Origin of the sequence: Bradyrhizobium murdochi, assembly GCF_000472965.1 — a bacterium.
GTDB classification, from domain to species: domain Bacteria; phylum Pseudomonadota; class Alphaproteobacteria; order Rhizobiales; family Xanthobacteraceae; genus Bradyrhizobium; species Bradyrhizobium murdochi.
The window spans coordinates 33,699-47,848 of record NZ_AXAU01000019.1; the positions used below are offsets into that span (position 1 = coordinate 33,699).

Consider the following 14,150-nt stretch of genomic DNA (forward strand, 5'->3'; position numbering starts at 1 on the left):
AAAACGGGCGGCTCGCGGCTCACGATTTCGTTGGCGCCAGAGCTAGTTGCGGCCGTCAATTACCGTCATTCCAGGGCGCGAAGCGGACTCAGATGTGCATTTGCACATCTGAGAATCTCGAGATTCCCCGATCCGCAATTGCGCATCTGAGGACTGGTCCTTCGGACCATCTACGATGCGCGGTTGCGCATCGGAGAATGACGGAGGAACCTTACCGCCGCACGAACCAGATCAGAAGCAGGCCGACGACCGCGGAAACGATGCCCACGATCCGCAGGATATTGTCCGGCGTCGCCAATGCGCTTTTCATCGCCCGGCGCATCCAGGCCGGGCTGGCTGCGAACATCAGGCCTTCAAGCACAAAGAGGATGCCCACACCGATGAGGAAGTCGGCGAACGCAATGGACCTCATCGGATGGCATCCCCCCGCTATTCAAGCGCCTTTTGCTTTTATGCCGGCGAAGCGACCCCCCGCTTCGCCGTAACGGGCGTATTGCGTGGGCCGGCCGCTTAAGGCTTCGGCGCCGCGGCCGCCGCGGCTGCCGCCGGCGGATGGCCCGACGGATTGGCGAAGAAGCGGAAGAATTCGGAATCGGGCCGCAGCAGGAAACGGGTGTCGTTGGAGCGCAGCCCGGTCTCATAGGCCGACATCGAACGATAGAAGGCGAAGAAATCCGGATCCCGGCCATAGGCCTCGGCGAACAGCCGGTTGCGCTCGGCGTCACCCGCGCCGCGCGTCTGCTCGGCGGTCGAGTTGGCCTCCGCAATGATGACGGTCGCCTCGCGGTCGGCCCTCGAGCGGATCTCCTGCGCCTTCTGGCCGCCCTGGGCGCGGAACTCGGCCGCCTCGCGCTGCCGCTCGGTCTGCATACGCTGATAGACCGCCTGGCTGTTGGCCTCCGGCAGGTCGGCGCGGCGGATACGCACGTCGACGACTTCGATGCCGTATTGGTCAGCCTCTCTGTCGAGCTGCTCGCGGATGCGCGCCATCAGGCCCTCGCGTTCGTCGCGCACCACGTTGATGAAGGGGACCTCGCCCAGCACGCGGCGCAGCGCCGCGTTCAACAGCGTGGTGAGCTGGATGTTGGCCGCCTGGATCGTGCCGATGCTCTGATAGAAGCGCAGCGGATTCTTGATCCGGTAGCGTGCGAAGGCGTCGACCACGAGCCGCTTCTGGTCGGAAGCGATCACTTCCTGGGACGGATTTTCCAGATCGAGGATGCGCTTGTCGATGGTGATGACGGTGTCGATGAACGGCGCCTTGAAGTTCAGGCCCGGCTCGGACACAACGTCAACGGGCCGACCGAGCCGGACCACGAGCGCCTGCTGGGTCTGAGACACCGTGAAGACCGAGCTGTAACCCACGATCACCACGACCAACAGCAGGATCAGGGTGACAATACCTGTGACAGGGGACCTCATCGCGTGCCTCCCTGCTGCGGCTGCTGCTGACCGGCCGTCGGCGGCGGACGGCGCGGCGTCAATTCGCTGAGCGGCAGATAGGGCACGATGCTCTGTGCCGAGTTGCCACCGTCATAGACCAGCTTCTCGGATCCGCCGAGAATCCGCTCCATCGTCTCCAGGTAAATTCGCTGCCGCGTCACGTCCTTGGCCTTGTTATATTCCTCGTACACCTTCATGAAGCGCGCGCTCTGGCCCTTGGCCTCGGCGATCGCCTGTTCCCTGTAACCCTCGGCGACCTGCAGGATCTGCGCGGCACGGCCGCGGGCGTCGGGAAGGACGCGGTTGGCATAGGTCTGCGCCTCGTTCTGCTGCCGCTCGAAGTCGGCGCGCGCGGCCTGAACATCACGGAACGCGTCGATCACCTGCGCAGGCGGGTCGACCTTCTGCATCTGCACCTGCGTGATCTGGACGCCGGAACCGTAGGTATCCAGCGTCCTCTGCATCAATTCGTGAACGCCCTGCTCAGTCAGGTTGCGGGCGCCGGTGAGGATTGGCTGGATCTGCGAACGCCCGATCACCTCGCGCATCGCGCTTTCGGCCACCGCCTTCACGGTGCCTTCGGGATTCTGGATGTTGAAGAGGAAATTGCCGACGCCGTTGGGCTTGATCCGCCACAGCACCGTGAAGTCGACGTCGACGATGTTTTCGTCGCCGGTCAGCATCAGGCTTTCTTCCGGCACGTCCCGCATGGTGCGGCCGCGCCGCGCCGGATCGTCGATCAGGCTCATGCCGACCGAAATGGTGGAGACGCGTAGCGCCTTCGGCAGCAGCACGGTTTCGATCGGATAGGGCAGATGATAGTTCAGCCCGGGCTCGACGGTGCGTACATGCTTGCCGAAGCGCAAGACGACGCCGAGTTCTTCCGACTGCACGCGGAAGAATCCGGACAATCCCCAGATTACCAGCGCGCCAGCCAGCACCAGCGCGATGCCCATGCCGCTGAAATAGCCGCCCGGCAGAAGCTGCTGCAGCTTGTCCTGACCGCGCCGCAGCAGATCCTCAAGATCGGGTGGCCTCGGCCCGCCCGACTGCGGACCCGAACCCCACGGTCCCTTCGGACCCGGGCCCCATGGACCCCCACCTTGATTCTTCCACGGCATGCAAACTCTCCTCCGCGAGGGCCCGGGTCCGCCTGTTTTGGGCAGGATGCCCAGCCTCGCCTATCAGCCCGGCTTTATAGGGGACCGCTAGGTCCCTTACAACGCAAGCTTCCTGCACGAAGCAGCTATGCTTGACGCCATAATTGTCAATGTAAACATTGGCTAGCGAGGTTAACCCTGTCGGCGCCGACGAAATGTCACATAGGAGAAATCGGCGCTATCGTCCGGACCGGCCGGATTCCGCACGCGTGCCGCCTCTTCCCATGCGGTTGCATCCACTGCCGGGAAACGCGTATCGCCATCGGGCCGGGCATGCACCTCGGTAATCTCTAGGCGATCGGCGCTGTCCATCCATTGCGCATAGATTTCCGCGCCGCCGATCACGGCGATCTCAGTGGCGAAACGTCGCAGTGCATCACCGGTGGCGATCGCCTTCGCGTTGATGAATGAATGGGTAACCACCACGCCATCGGCGCGAAAACCAGCGTCGCGGGTAACGACGATATTGGTCCGTCCGGGGAGCGGCCGGCCGATCGAGACGAAGGTCTTGCGGCCCATGACGACGGGCTTGCCCGAGGTCAGCGCCTTGAAGCGCGCCATGTCGGATTTCAGCCGCCACGGAATGGCGCCGCTGGCTCCGATCACGCCGTTCTCGGCGACCGCGACGATGAGAACGATTTCCATTACCGCTCCCGTCGCGCCAGCGCCGCGAGCGCCGGACCGCCGACCCGGCACACCGTCCACTCGTCCATCAAGACCGCACCGAGCGACTTATAGAATTCAATCGACGGCGTATTCCAGTCGAGCACCGCCCACTGCAAGCGCGACCAGCCGTTCGCCACGCATTCCCTCGCGAGATGCACCAGAAGCGCCTTGCCGATTCCCTTACCGCGCAGCGTCGGGCGGACGAACAGATCTTCCAGATAGATCCCGGAGCGACCGCTAAAGGTTGAAAAATTCACGAACCAGACCGCGAAGCCCGCCGGCTCACCGTCCCATTCCGCAATCTCGCAGAACAGGCGCGGATTGGCGCCGAACAGCGCCGCATCGATACCAGCCTCGGTCGCTTCCACTTCGTGCAGCAGCTTTTCGTATTCGGCGAGTTCGCGAACGAAGGACAGGACAAGCCCTGCTTCGCCCGGGCGCGCGCGGCGGATCGTCAGCGACATCAGGTGCTCACACCGCTGGTCATACAGCCACTTCGGCCTTGATGTGCGGGTGCGGATCGTAGCCTTCGAGCGCGAAATCCTCGTAGCGGAACGCGAAGATATCCTTCACGTCAGGATTGATCTTCATGACGGGCAACGGCCGCGTCGGTCTCGCCAGTTGCAGACGTGCCTGCTCGAGGTGGTTGGAGTAGAGATGCGCGTCACCCAGGGAGTGCACGAAGTCACCGGGCTTCAGGCCGGTCACCTGCGCCACCATCATGGTCAGCAACGAATAGGATGCGATGTTGAAGGGCACGCCGAGGAACACGTCGGCTGAGCGCTGATAGAGCTGGCAGGAGAGCTTGCCGTTCGCGACATAGAACTGAAACAGGCAGTGACAGGGCGGCAGCGCCATCTTGTCGACGTCGGCCGGATTCCAGGCGGTCACGATCAACCGCCGTGAATCCGGGTTACGCCTGATCATGTCGATGACGTTGGAAATCTGGTCGATGCTGCGCCCGTCCGGCGCCGGCCACGAGCGCCATTGCGATCCGTACACCGGGCCGAGATCGCCGTTGGCGTCGGCCCATTCATCCCAGATCGAAACGCCGTGATCCCTGAGATATTTGATGTTGGTGTCGCCGGCCAGGAACCAGAGCAATTCATGCACGATCGCCTTCAGCGGCAGCCGCTTGGTGGTCAGCATCGGAAAACCGGCCGAGAGATTGAACCGCATCTGATGACCGAAGATCGACAGCGTGCCGGTGCCGGTGCGGTCGTGCTTCTCCGCACCGTCGCTGAGGATACGTTCGAGCAGGTCGTGGTACTGGTTCATGGCTGGTGCTTCAGGCCTTTGTCGGAACGGCGAATTTAGCGGCCGGGACATTCGATCGACACGCCGATTCGGCTTCGCGCAATGATTATACCCGGAAAAATGATCGCTCTCCGAACAAACGACAAGGGGCGGAACCCGCGTCCCGCCCCTCACCTACGGCCTTGATTGTTCGGATTAATTCACCGGCTTGACCACCGGCGTCCACTTCGCGATTTCGCTCTTTACCAGCGTTCCCAGTGCCGCTGGCGTACGATCGGCGGCAGGCGGTATGACGCTGCCGAGTTCGAGCAGGCGCTTGCGCACATTCTCGTCGTCGAGCGCCTTGACGATCGCCGCGTTCAACTTGGCGACGACATCCGGGGGCGTTCCCTTGGGCGCGAAGATTGCGTTCCACGCCTGGGCTTGGAAGGCCGGCAGGCCGGCCTCGGCGGTGGTGGGAACATTGGGCAGCGAGGGGTTACGCTCTGGCGTCGCCACGGCATAGGCCTTGATGGTGCCGCCGTTGATCTGCGGCACGGCATTGACGATCTGGTCGCACATGTAATCGACCTGACCGGCCACCAGCGCGTTCATCGCCGGACCGGTGCCATTGAAGGGAACGCCGATCGGCTTGACCCCGAGTACCGAGTTCAGCAGTTCGCACGATACGTTCGAGACCGAGCCGACGCCGGCATGCGCCGCGTTGACCTTGGATTCGTTCGCCTTGACGTAGGCGATGAATTCCTTGAGGTCCTTTGGCGCAAAATCCTTGCGCGCCAGGATCAGGATCGGCGTGCCGGCGAGCAGTCCGACCGGCTCGAAGTCCTTTTCCGGGTGATAGGCGAGCTTGGGATAAAGCGGCACAGAAGCCGCATGCGTGCCCATATGCCCCGTGATCAGCGTATAGCCGTCATTGGCGGCGCGCGCGGCGCGGGTGGTGGCGGTGGTGCCGCCGGCGCCGACCACGTTTTCGATGATGATGGTTTGACCGAGCGTCTGCGCCATATGGCCGGTGACGATGCGCGCGATGACGTCCGTCGGTCCGCCCGCCGCAAACGGCACGATCATGGTGATGTTGCGCGTCGGATAAGTCTGAGCCTGAACCTGCGAAGACAAGCCCAGTCCCGCAAGCACTGCCAGAAAACCGCTCGCAAGCGAGCGACCGTACCAATTCATTTTGATCTCCCGGATCCGTTGCAATGCCGAGCCCGCCGGCCGGCATTTTCCATGGCATAGAAAATTAGCCCGAAGTCGACCAGACTTCGGGCTGCGGCGCACCGACGCAGGTCAGTTCTCCGATTCCACAAACACCTCATCGCGCTTCTTGCGCAGCGACGGCAGCACCGCAAGAATTAGCAACGCGGCTGCAATCGCCATCAGTACCGCCGACAATGGGCGCGTCAGGAAGACTGACCAGTCGCCGCGCGAAATCAGGAGCGCGCGGCGCAGGTTTTCCTCCATCAGCGGGCCGAGCACCATCCCGAGCAGCAGCGGCGCCGGCTCGAAATCGTGCTTGATCAGCCAGTAGCCGACCAATCCGAACGCGCCAGCGATCATGACGTCGGTCGGCGCGTTGTTCACGGAGTAGATGCCGATACAGCAGAAAACTACGATCGAAGGGAACATCAACCGGTACGGCACGCGCAACAGCCGCACCCATATCCCGACCAGCGGCAGGTTGATGATCAGCAGCATCAGGTTGCCGACCCACATCGAGGCAATCATACCCCACACCAGATCCGGTTGTTTCTGCATCACCTGGGGACCGGGCACGATGCCGTGGATCGTCATTGCGCCGACCATCAGCGCCATCACCGCGTTCGGCGGAATGCCAAGCGTCAGCAACGGAATGAACGATGTCTGAGCTGCGGCATTGTTGGCACTCTCGGGTGCTGCGACGCCGCGGATTTCGCCATGACCGAATTTCGAGGGATCTTTCGCGACCTTCTTCTCGAGCGTGTACGCCGCGAATGATGCGATCACGGCGCCGCCGCCCGGTAGAATGCCGAGAATCGACCCGAGCACGGTGCCGCGCAAGATCGCAGGGGTCGTCTCCTTGAGATCCCTCCGCGTCGGCATCAGTCCCGACACCTTCTCCTGGACCAGCTTGCGATCGGTTTCACCGCCGGCATCGAGATTGCGAATGATCTCTGCAAAGCCGAACAACCCCATCGCCAGCGTGGCAAAGCCAAGACCGTCAGCCAGTTCGGGAATGTTGAAGGCCATGCGAGACGCACCGGTCTCGATGTCGGATCCGACCATCGAAAGCAGCAGGCCGAGCACGATCATCGCGATCGCCTTCAGCACCGAGCCTTTCGCGAGCACAACCGCGAAGATCAGGCCGAGCACCATCAGTGAAAAATATTCGGCAGGTCCGAACGCCAGCGCTATCCTGGTGAGCGGCGCGCCCAGCAGGGCAATCAGCACGGTCGCGACGCAGCCAGCGAAGAACGATCCGATCGCGGCGATCGCGAGCGCCGGGCCGGCGCGGCCTCTCTTCGCCATCTGGAAGCCGTCGAGCGCGGTGACCACAGAACCGGCCTCACCTGGAATATTGACCAGGATCGACGTGGTCGAGCCGCCATATTGCGCGCCGTAATAGATGCCGGCCAGCATGATCAGCGCGCCTACCGGGGGCAGGCCAAAGGTGATCGGCAGTAGCATGGCCACCGTGGCGATGGTGCCGATGCCGGGCAGCACACCAACCAGCGTACCGACCAGTGCGCCGATCAGGCACAGCAGAATATTGACCGGGATCGGAATGGAAATTCCGCCAAGAAAGGCGGGTGTCCACTGCACGAACTGGAAAACGACGCCGAAGCCGAGTCCAAGATTTGTGAAAATATCTCCCATCGCACCCTCACCGGATCATGAAAGTCGGCAGGAGCTGCAACGGCAGTCCGAGCGCGTACGGAAACAGCAGGCTGCAAAACGTCGTCAGGCAGACGGCAACGATCAGCGTTTCCTTCCACCGGGTCTCTGGTGACCCGCATGCCGCGATCAAGAAGGCGGCCATGGCGGCAAAGATCATTCCCATGGGTCGGATCGTGAAGGCAAACGTCAAAATCGCGATCGTCACGAAAAACGGTCCCCTCCAATGGTATTTCGCAAGGTGGGGACCTTCGGTGACAACGCCGACGACGGTAATGAGGGCGCCTAGTCCCAGCAGCAAGAATCCGAACATCCGCGGCGCGGTACCGGCGCCGAACGAAAATCCGCGCATGCCCTGCAAGTCGCTCGACGCCCAAAGGGCGAACACGGCAATCGCCATCAGGGCAATTCCGCCGACAAATTCCTGCGGGTTGCGAACCCAATTCGGCATGATGGATTTGACCGGCGCATGGCCCGGCGTAGCATTCATGGATATCTCTCCTCCCCAAGACAGGCTTCTCGCCCGTTTGCTCGGATAACCTGGATACTTGTCCCGGAAACTGCCTAGCGACTTTCCTCAGACAACGCCAGCAAAACCCAAAACACTCCAGCGCCGACGGTAAACGGAGCGGCCAAAACCGCCATCAAACCCTATAAGGGGCGCGCAGATCGCAACTTTTGCGGTCGGAGCACTGCAACACACGCGAGGTGAATTGCCGATCACGTTACGATCCGCGCGGTGCGAGCGCGGGACGGCGGCGAACTGCGCATAATCCGCGCAATGAACGTGACCGCACATTTTGGAATCGTCGAATCCGTGGCGAAACCGCAACTGAGCGACAGCAAACCGAAAGTTGGGGGCCATGTTCCCTTCCTGTTCAGCGCCTTTGGCCCTGTTTTTCTCCCAACCTGCACCCTATATTGGGGGTGCCGGTTCGCCGGCTATGGAAATAAATGACCGTCGCAATAAACCATTCGGACCCGGGGGCAGTACCCGGCGCCTCCACCCAAGCCCACCCTCCCGTGATGGGTTTCGGCGGGGGCGAACCAGGATCGACGAGGGCGTAAAGGACGAGTTTTTTCCCGGTATTGTTCCGCCGTTATCGGGCTATGCAATAGTTGCAAACGACAACTATGCTCCGGTTGCTCAGGCTGCGTAACGCAGTTTGAAAGACCACTCTAAAGTCCTAGCGGGTTAAGCTCCGCTAGGCGGGGTTCGGAGGCACCTGGCAACAGAAGCCTCCACTTAATTCTTTTCATTTCCGGCCGACGGGAGCCGTTGCTGCAAATTCGATCCGTCGCGCCTGCTGACCTGCGGCTCCCGCCGGGGTAGCATGGGGGCAAAGGGGCGAGTCGGGGGACCGGCGGCCATAAAACCTGACAGGACGACCATGGCGACCGATCACATCCGTTATGACGTGCTGGCGCGCGACGCGCTGCGCGGAGTGTTGCGCCGCGTGCTGGCTGACGCGGCCGAACACGGCCTGCCCGGCGAGCATCATTTCTTCATCACCTTCCTGTCCACCGCCGACGGCGTGAAGCTGTCGCCGCGGCTGCTGGCGCAATATCCGGAAGAGATGACGATCATCCTGCAGCATCAGTTCTGGGATCTGGTGGTGACGGAAGATCGTTTCGAAGTCGGCCTGTCGTTCGGCGGCATCCCCGAGCGGCTGGTGGTGCCGTTCGCGGCGATCAAGAGCTTCCTCGATCCGTCGGTACAGTTCGGCCTGCAATTCGAGCCGTCGGAAACGGCGGCAGAAGCGCCTGCGGCGAAGGTGCCGGCGGTTTCCGCGCCGTCCGCCCTGCCCGTCGCCGCGCCGGAGCCCGCTGCGGAAGTCGAGGACGAGCCGGCAAAGACGAGCGAAGGCGCTGAAGTGGTGCGACTGGATCGTTTCCGCAAGAAATAATCTAAGCGCGAGAAACTCCGCTACGCTGTAGTGTACGCGTTCCGCCCTTTCACGGCGCGCAACGGACATACGCATGGCTCGAGCAAAAACATCCGGAAACAAATCTACCCGTAGCGAGACCGACAGCTTCGGTCCGATCGACGTTCCCGCTGACCGCTATTGGGGCGCGCAAACCGAGCGCTCGCGACAGAATTTCAAGATCGGCCATGACCGCATGCCGATCGCAATCGTCCATGCGCTCGGTCTCGTCAAGCTCGCCGCCGCCCAAACCAACCGGGAGCTCGGACTGCTCGATGCTCGCAGAGCCAGCGCCATCATCCGCGCCGCACGCGAGGTGATCGAAGGCAAGCTCGACGATCACTTCCCGCTGGTCGTCTGGCAGACCGGCTCGGGCACCCAGACCAACATGAACCTCAACGAGGTGATCGCCAATCGCGCCAACCAGATGCTGGGCGGCGAACTCGGCGCCAAGAAGCCGGTTCATCCCAACGACCACGTCAACATGAGTCAGTCGTCGAACGATTCATTTCCGACGGCGATGCATATCGCTGCCGCCGGACGCATCGTCTCCGACCTGATTCCGGCGCTCGACGAGTTGCATCGCGAATTGCGCAAGAAGGAAAAGGCGTTCGCCAAGATCGTCAAGATCGGGAGAACCCACACCCAGGACGCAACGCCATTGACGCTGGGGCAGGAATTTTCGGGCTACGCCGCGCAGGTCGAGAGCGGGATCGCGCGGCTGCGAGCCGCGGTGAAGGAACTGTTCCCATTGGCGCAAGGCGGCACCGCGGTTGGAACCGGTCTCAACTCGAAGCCGAAATTTGCAAAGCTGTTCGCCGGGCATGTCGCGAAAATCACAAGGTTGCCGTTCACCAGCGCGCCCAACAAGTTCGAGGCGCTGGCTTGCAACGACGCCTATGTGCTGGTGCATGGCGCGATCAATTCGGTGGCGACCGGCCTTTTCAAGGTCGCCAATGACATTCGCCTGTTGGGTTCGGGCCCGCGTTCGGGTCTCGGAGAATTGATCCTGCCGGAAAACGAACCGGGCTCGTCGATCATGCCCGGCAAGGTCAACCCTACTCAGTGCGAGGCGATGACCATGGTCTGCTGTCAGGTGTTCGGCAACCAGACCGCCGTCACCGTCGCCGGCAGCCAGGGGCATTTCGAACTGAATGTTTACAAACCCGTATTGGCATATTGTATGATGCATTCCATTCAACTGCTGTCGGACGCGGCGCGCTCGTTCACCGAACATTGCGTGGTGGGCATCCGCGCCGACGAAAAGCGAATCCGCGAATTGATGGGACGCTCGCTGATGCTGGTCACCGCACTGGCTCCCAGGATCGGATACGATAACGCGGCGAAGGTCGCCAAATCGGCGCACGCGCGCGGCACGACCTTGAAGGAAGAGGCTGTGCGCCTCGGGTTTGTGGACGCCGCCGAATTCGAACGCCTGGTGCAGCCGGACAAAATGACACGGCCGGGCTGATCGCCCCCCGGGAAACTACGGATCAGAGATATAAATTATGGATGATACCTGAAGAATGAAGTGGACCATCTATCGCCGTTGTGTTGACGCATGGTAGGAGCAGGAATTATTCGGTTTTTCGCAGAGCGAAATGTATTTTTGATGCTATCAGAGCCGGTAGACGGGGATTCCGAATGACCATCAAATTTGCTTGCGCACGACGCGACGTTTTTCCGCCCCATGAATCATCATGCCTTCGAGTCGCCGGATGATGGAGGCGAGCATGGGAGACGTGATCAATCTGAAGCGATTCAAGAAGCGTACCGAACGGGAACAATTGGCAAAGCAAGCCGATGCCAACCGCGCACGCTTTGGCCGGACCAAGGCCGAACGCACGCTCGATGAACGTCGCAAGGATCGCGCCGGCGATCTTCTGGACCAGCACAAGCTCGAGGACGGAGACGCATCATGAAGTCGCCCGTCGTCAAACGCTCGATCGTCGTTGCCGGTCACAAGACCAGCGTCAGCCTCGAAGAAGCTTTCTGGAACGGGATGAAGGAAATCTCGGGCCTGCGGAACATGACGCTGTCCGAACTGGTCGGCGAGATCGACAGCAACCGCCAGCAGGGCAACCTGTCCTCGGCGATCCGTCTTTTCGTGCTCGACTATTTCCGTACCCGCGCCATGCCGGCCGCCGCGCCGGACGCGCCGCGGCCGCAGGCGTAAGCCTCGATCAGGCGAGCGCGTCGCAACGCACCCGCCCTGTCACGTCATAAGCTCAATAAACGAGTCCGGTGCCGGGCGGCTTTTCGAGCGCCGCGGCCAGCGATCGATACTCCTCACAAGCCGTGCCGCAAATCGCCGCGATCCGCGTCAGATGATACGACGCCTGGTCGCGATTGCCCTGCTCGACCTGCCACAGGCCGTAATATTGCCAGGTCAGCACGTGGTTCGGATCCGCCTTCAACGCGCGCTCGTACCAGACCTGCGACAGCCCGTAGTCGCCGAGCTTGCGATATGAATAGCCGATCAGATTGGCAACATCAGCATTATCGTCACGGCCGAGCGCCTTTAGCTGCTCGATAGCACCGGCAAAGTCGTTGCGCTCATAGATCGTCGCATGCGCGGCACGGTACGCATTCCGGAACGCATCATCGTCGGCGCTCGACTGTTTGGGTGGCTTCTTCTTCGACTTCGAGGTCGATTTGGGAGCGGATCTGGTGTCCGGCGGCGGCGGGGTGGCCGAAGGCGGGTCACCGCCGCCTCCTGCGGCATAGGCCGGAACGGATGGCGGCGATGCGATCACAGCCATTGAAAACAACGCCAGCGTAGCGAACTTGATTGCCGACTTCATCATGCAAACCTCCGGGTTTCCTTGCGTGAGCGCATCCATGGTCCAGCCGGAGGTAGAGACCCCGCCGCGAATGAAGTATTCCCGCCAGGCCCGCGCAAACCGTTTGTGCCCTGCCTGGCTGGACGAATGACGGCAATGCGTATCTAATCGACGGTCGTTGCAGTCCCCGCAAAAGACCGACGGAACCCGGCGAAAACCGGCTGAAGAAGCGTAGAGACCCCCTGGAGAGAGAAATGGACATCGCAAAGCTGACCGCGCCTCGCGACCTCAGTCCATTTTCGGAAGCTCTCCATGCCTGCCTTTCTCGTTCTGGATTCTATCTCCCTTGCCACGCCTGACGGACGCCCGCTGTTCGACGGATTGACGCTCGCCATAGGGCGCGAGCGCACCGGCCTCGTCGGCCGCAACGGCTGCGGCAAATCCTCATTGCTGCGCCTGATTGCGGGCGAGATCGAACCTGCCGGCGGATCGCTGCAACGCATCGGCTCGATCGGCATGCTCGCACAACTGACTGACGAACGGCTGACGACCGACGAGGCGCTTGGCGTCGCCGGCGGCCTCGCCCGCCTGCGCCGGCTCGAACGCGGCGAAGGATCGCTTGATGACGCGACGGAAGCGGATTGGACGCTGGAAGCGCGGATACAGGCGGCGCTGGTCGAGGCCGGACTGCCGGCGCTGCCGCTGGATCGCCCGATCGCCTCCTTGAGCGGCGGCGAGCGAACGCGGGTGGCGCTGGCGCGGCTTTTGATCGAGGCACCGGATCTGCTGCTATTGGACGAGCCGACCAACAATCTCGATACCGACGGAAGGCAGGCCGTGGCGCAGATGCTCGAACGCTGGCAGGGCGGCGTGCTCGTCGCCAGCCACGACCGCACGCTGCTCGAACGCGTCGACCGCATCGTCGAACTGACGCCGGTCGGAAACACGCTGTTCGGCGGCGCGTGGCCGGAATTTGCCAAGGCGCGTGAGGCGGCGCGTGCCCGCGCCACCGATGACCTCGACCGCGCCTCGGACGCCCTGCGCAACACCCAGCGCGCAGTGCAGAAGGCGCGGGAAAAGAAGGCGCGTCGCGACAAGGCCGGCCGCGCCTGGCGCGCCAAGGGCATCGAGGACAACATGTTCATGGACCGCGAGAAAGAGCGCGCCGAGAACAGCGCCGCGCGCGAAAGCGGGCTCGCCAGCCGCCTGCTCGGCGAGCGCACCGAGGCGCTGGAAATCGCCAAGGCCCACGTCGAGATCCTGACGCCGCTTTCGATCGATCTACCGCGTACCCATCTGCCCGGCGGCCGCGAACTTGTCACCCTGAGGGACGTGGTGATGGCTTTCGCGGAGCGCCGTCTGTTCGGACCGCTGTCGTTCGAGGTTCGCGGACCCGAGCGGATCGCCATCCGCGGCGCCAACGGTTCTGGCAAGACCACCTTGTTCCGCCTGCTCACCGGCGAGCTGAAACCGGCGAGCGGCGATATCAGCCGCCTCACCGACCGTATTGCCGTGCTCGATCAGCATGTCGGCCTGCTCGATCCCGGCTTAAGCATTCTCGACAATCTGCGACGCCTCAATCCAGAACTCTCGGCGAACGCCGCGCACGCCGCGCTGGCGCGGTTTGCGTTCCGTAACAAGGCAGCGCTGCAGATCGCGGCGACGCTGAGCGGCGGCGAGCGGCTGCGCGCTGGCCTGGCCTGCGTATTCGCGCGACCGCAGCCGCCCCTGCTCCTGCTGCTGGACGAGCCGACCAACCATCTCGATCTCGCCTCGATCGAGGAGTTGGAGAGTGCACTAAATGGATTCGACGGCGCGCTAACTGTGGTCAGCCACGATGAGGCGTTTCTGAAGGCGATCGGGATTAACCGGGAGATCGTGCTCGGTTAGGCCGTGTACTCATAACCCCGTGGCGTGACGCAACGAAGTTGATGTCCAACTTGCTTCTGAAGCGTCGCGGTTCTGCGCAACCGGCGAAAATGACGCGATGTGCCATTGGCAGACATGCGGCGCGTTTGGGTCAGTAGATCAATACGGACGAGGTT

General features: G+C 62.4%; 15 protein-coding genes and 1 other RNA gene. 6 read left to right on the plus strand and 10 right to left on the minus strand.

Annotated elements, in window-relative coordinates; genetic code table 11:
- Nucleotides 1-211: 211 nt before the first annotated feature.
- The 9 genes from YUO_RS0128375 to YUO_RS0128415 all read right to left on the minus strand — a co-directional run bounded on the left by YUO_RS0128375 (nucleotide 212) and on the right by YUO_RS0128415 (nucleotide 7,887).
- Nucleotides 212-412 carry a DUF2065 domain-containing protein gene (locus tag YUO_RS0128375; protein ID WP_028350308.1) on the minus strand — a complete coding sequence of 67 codons (201 nt, stop codon included), beginning with the start codon at nucleotides 410-412 and terminating at the stop codon, nucleotides 212-214.
- Nucleotides 413-510: 98 nt separating this feature from the next.
- Nucleotides 511-1,422 (minus strand): protease modulator HflC, encoded by a 912-nt coding sequence (gene hflC / locus YUO_RS0128380; protein WP_028350309.1) that lies wholly within the window; start codon nucleotides 1,420-1,422, stop codon nucleotides 511-513.
- Nucleotides 1,419-2,564, minus strand: coding sequence for an FtsH protease activity modulator HflK (hflK, locus tag YUO_RS0128385; RefSeq protein ID WP_028350310.1), 1,146 nt, complete (start codon nucleotides 2,562-2,564; stop codon nucleotides 1,419-1,421). The genes hflC and hflK overlap by 4 nt, the downstream gene beginning before the upstream one ends.
- A 171-nt stretch (nucleotides 2,565-2,735) precedes the next feature.
- A complete protein-coding gene (locus YUO_RS0128390; protein ID WP_028350311.1) occupies nucleotides 2,736-3,248 on the minus strand; it encodes a dihydrofolate reductase in 513 nt (170 codons plus the stop codon).
- Nucleotides 3,248-3,733: a GNAT family N-acetyltransferase gene (locus YUO_RS0128395; protein WP_028350312.1), complete on the minus strand. Its 486-nt coding sequence runs from the start codon at nucleotides 3,731-3,733 to the stop codon at nucleotides 3,248-3,250. The genes YUO_RS0128390 and YUO_RS0128395 overlap by 1 nt, the downstream gene beginning before the upstream one ends.
- Nucleotides 3,734-3,752: 19 nt before the next feature.
- Nucleotides 3,753-4,547, minus strand: coding sequence for a thymidylate synthase (locus tag YUO_RS0128400; RefSeq protein WP_028350313.1), 795 nt, complete (start codon nucleotides 4,545-4,547; stop codon nucleotides 3,753-3,755).
- A 174-nt stretch (nucleotides 4,548-4,721) separates the two neighbouring features.
- Nucleotides 4,722-5,702 carry a tripartite tricarboxylate transporter substrate binding protein BugD gene (locus tag YUO_RS0128405; protein ID WP_028350314.1) on the minus strand — a complete coding sequence of 327 codons (981 nt, stop codon included), beginning with the start codon at nucleotides 5,700-5,702 and terminating at the stop codon, nucleotides 4,722-4,724.
- A 111-nt stretch (nucleotides 5,703-5,813) separates the two neighbouring features.
- A complete protein-coding gene (locus tag YUO_RS0128410; RefSeq protein ID WP_028350315.1) occupies nucleotides 5,814-7,379 on the minus strand; it encodes a tripartite tricarboxylate transporter permease in 1,566 nt (521 codons plus the stop codon).
- A gap of 7 nt (nucleotides 7,380-7,386) precedes the next feature.
- Nucleotides 7,387-7,887: a tripartite tricarboxylate transporter TctB family protein gene (locus YUO_RS0128415; RefSeq protein WP_028350316.1), complete on the minus strand. Its 501-nt coding sequence runs from the start codon at nucleotides 7,885-7,887 to the stop codon at nucleotides 7,387-7,389.
- A gap of 400 nt (nucleotides 7,888-8,287) precedes the next feature.
- On the opposite strand from YUO_RS0128415, the gene ssrA reads away from it, so the two are divergent.
- From ssrA to YUO_RS0128440, 5 genes are all read left to right on the plus strand, one after another.
- Nucleotides 8,288-8,644: a transfer-messenger RNA gene (ssrA, locus tag YUO_RS44335) on the plus strand.
- A gap of 144 nt (nucleotides 8,645-8,788) precedes the next feature.
- Complete coding sequence (locus YUO_RS0128420) at nucleotides 8,789-9,304, plus strand: SspB family protein (RefSeq protein ID WP_028350317.1); 516 nt, start codon at nucleotides 8,789-8,791, stop codon at nucleotides 9,302-9,304.
- 73 nt (nucleotides 9,305-9,377) lie between these two features.
- Entirely contained in the window at nucleotides 9,378-10,793 is a 1,416-nt protein-coding gene (gene fumC / locus YUO_RS0128425; RefSeq protein WP_028350318.1) for a class II fumarate hydratase, read from the plus strand.
- A 262-nt stretch (nucleotides 10,794-11,055) separates the two neighbouring features.
- Nucleotides 11,056-11,244, plus strand: coding sequence for a DUF4169 family protein (locus YUO_RS0128435; RefSeq protein WP_028350319.1), 189 nt, complete (start codon nucleotides 11,056-11,058; stop codon nucleotides 11,242-11,244).
- Nucleotides 11,241-11,498, plus strand: coding sequence for a ribbon-helix-helix domain-containing protein (locus tag YUO_RS0128440; protein ID WP_028350320.1), 258 nt, complete (start codon nucleotides 11,241-11,243; stop codon nucleotides 11,496-11,498). The genes YUO_RS0128435 and YUO_RS0128440 overlap by 4 nt, the downstream gene beginning before the upstream one ends.
- A 52-nt stretch (nucleotides 11,499-11,550) precedes the next feature.
- On the opposite strand, the gene YUO_RS0128445 is transcribed toward YUO_RS0128440, so the two are convergent.
- Nucleotides 11,551-12,129 carry a tetratricopeptide repeat protein gene (locus tag YUO_RS0128445; protein ID WP_028350321.1) on the minus strand — a complete coding sequence of 193 codons (579 nt, stop codon included), beginning with the start codon at nucleotides 12,127-12,129 and terminating at the stop codon, nucleotides 11,551-11,553.
- 288 nt (nucleotides 12,130-12,417) lie between these two features.
- Here YUO_RS0128445 and YUO_RS0128450 point away from each other — a divergent pair, with 288 nt between their 5' ends.
- Nucleotides 12,418-13,995: an ABC-F family ATP-binding cassette domain-containing protein gene (locus tag YUO_RS0128450; RefSeq protein ID WP_028350322.1), complete on the plus strand. Its 1,578-nt coding sequence runs from the start codon at nucleotides 12,418-12,420 to the stop codon at nucleotides 13,993-13,995.
- Nucleotides 13,996-14,150 lie beyond the last annotated feature (155 nt).

Bases quoted from the DNA above. Each gene is read 5' to 3' on its own strand.
- fumC (WP_028350318.1), top strand. From the start codon at position 9,378: ATGGCTCGAGCAAAAACATCCGGAAACAAATCTACCCGTAGCGAGACC.
- hflK (WP_028350310.1), bottom strand. From the start codon at position 2,564: ATGCCGTGGAAGAATCAAGGTGGGGGTCCATGGGGCCCGGGTCCGAAG.
- YUO_RS0128440 (WP_028350320.1), top strand. From the start codon at position 11,241: ATGAAGTCGCCCGTCGTCAAACGCTCGATCGTCGTTGCCGGTCACAAG.
- hflC (WP_028350309.1), bottom strand. From the start codon at position 1,422: ATGAGGTCCCCTGTCACAGGTATTGTCACCCTGATCCTGCTGTTGGTC.
- YUO_RS0128420 (WP_028350317.1), top strand. From the start codon at position 8,789: ATGGCGACCGATCACATCCGTTATGACGTGCTGGCGCGCGACGCGCTG.
- YUO_RS0128415 (WP_028350316.1), bottom strand. From the start codon at position 7,887: ATGAATGCTACGCCGGGCCATGCGCCGGTCAAATCCATCATGCCGAAT.
- YUO_RS0128375 (WP_028350308.1), bottom strand. From the start codon at position 412: ATGAGGTCCATTGCGTTCGCCGACTTCCTCATCGGTGTGGGCATCCTC.
- YUO_RS0128400 (WP_028350313.1), bottom strand. From the start codon at position 4,547: ATGAACCAGTACCACGACCTGCTCGAACGTATCCTCAGCGACGGTGCG.
- YUO_RS0128435 (WP_028350319.1), top strand. From the start codon at position 11,056: ATGGGAGACGTGATCAATCTGAAGCGATTCAAGAAGCGTACCGAACGG.
- YUO_RS0128410 (WP_028350315.1), bottom strand. From the start codon at position 7,379: ATGGGAGATATTTTCACAAATCTTGGACTCGGCTTCGGCGTCGTTTTC.
- YUO_RS0128390 (WP_028350311.1), bottom strand. From the start codon at position 3,248: ATGGAAATCGTTCTCATCGTCGCGGTCGCCGAGAACGGCGTGATCGGA.
- YUO_RS0128445 (WP_028350321.1), bottom strand. From the start codon at position 12,129: ATGATGAAGTCGGCAATCAAGTTCGCTACGCTGGCGTTGTTTTCAATG.
- YUO_RS0128450 (WP_028350322.1), top strand. From the start codon at position 12,418: ATGCCTGCCTTTCTCGTTCTGGATTCTATCTCCCTTGCCACGCCTGAC.
- YUO_RS0128395 (WP_028350312.1), bottom strand. From the start codon at position 3,733: ATGTCGCTGACGATCCGCCGCGCGCGCCCGGGCGAAGCAGGGCTTGTC.
- YUO_RS0128405 (WP_028350314.1), bottom strand. From the start codon at position 5,702: ATGAATTGGTACGGTCGCTCGCTTGCGAGCGGTTTTCTGGCAGTGCTT.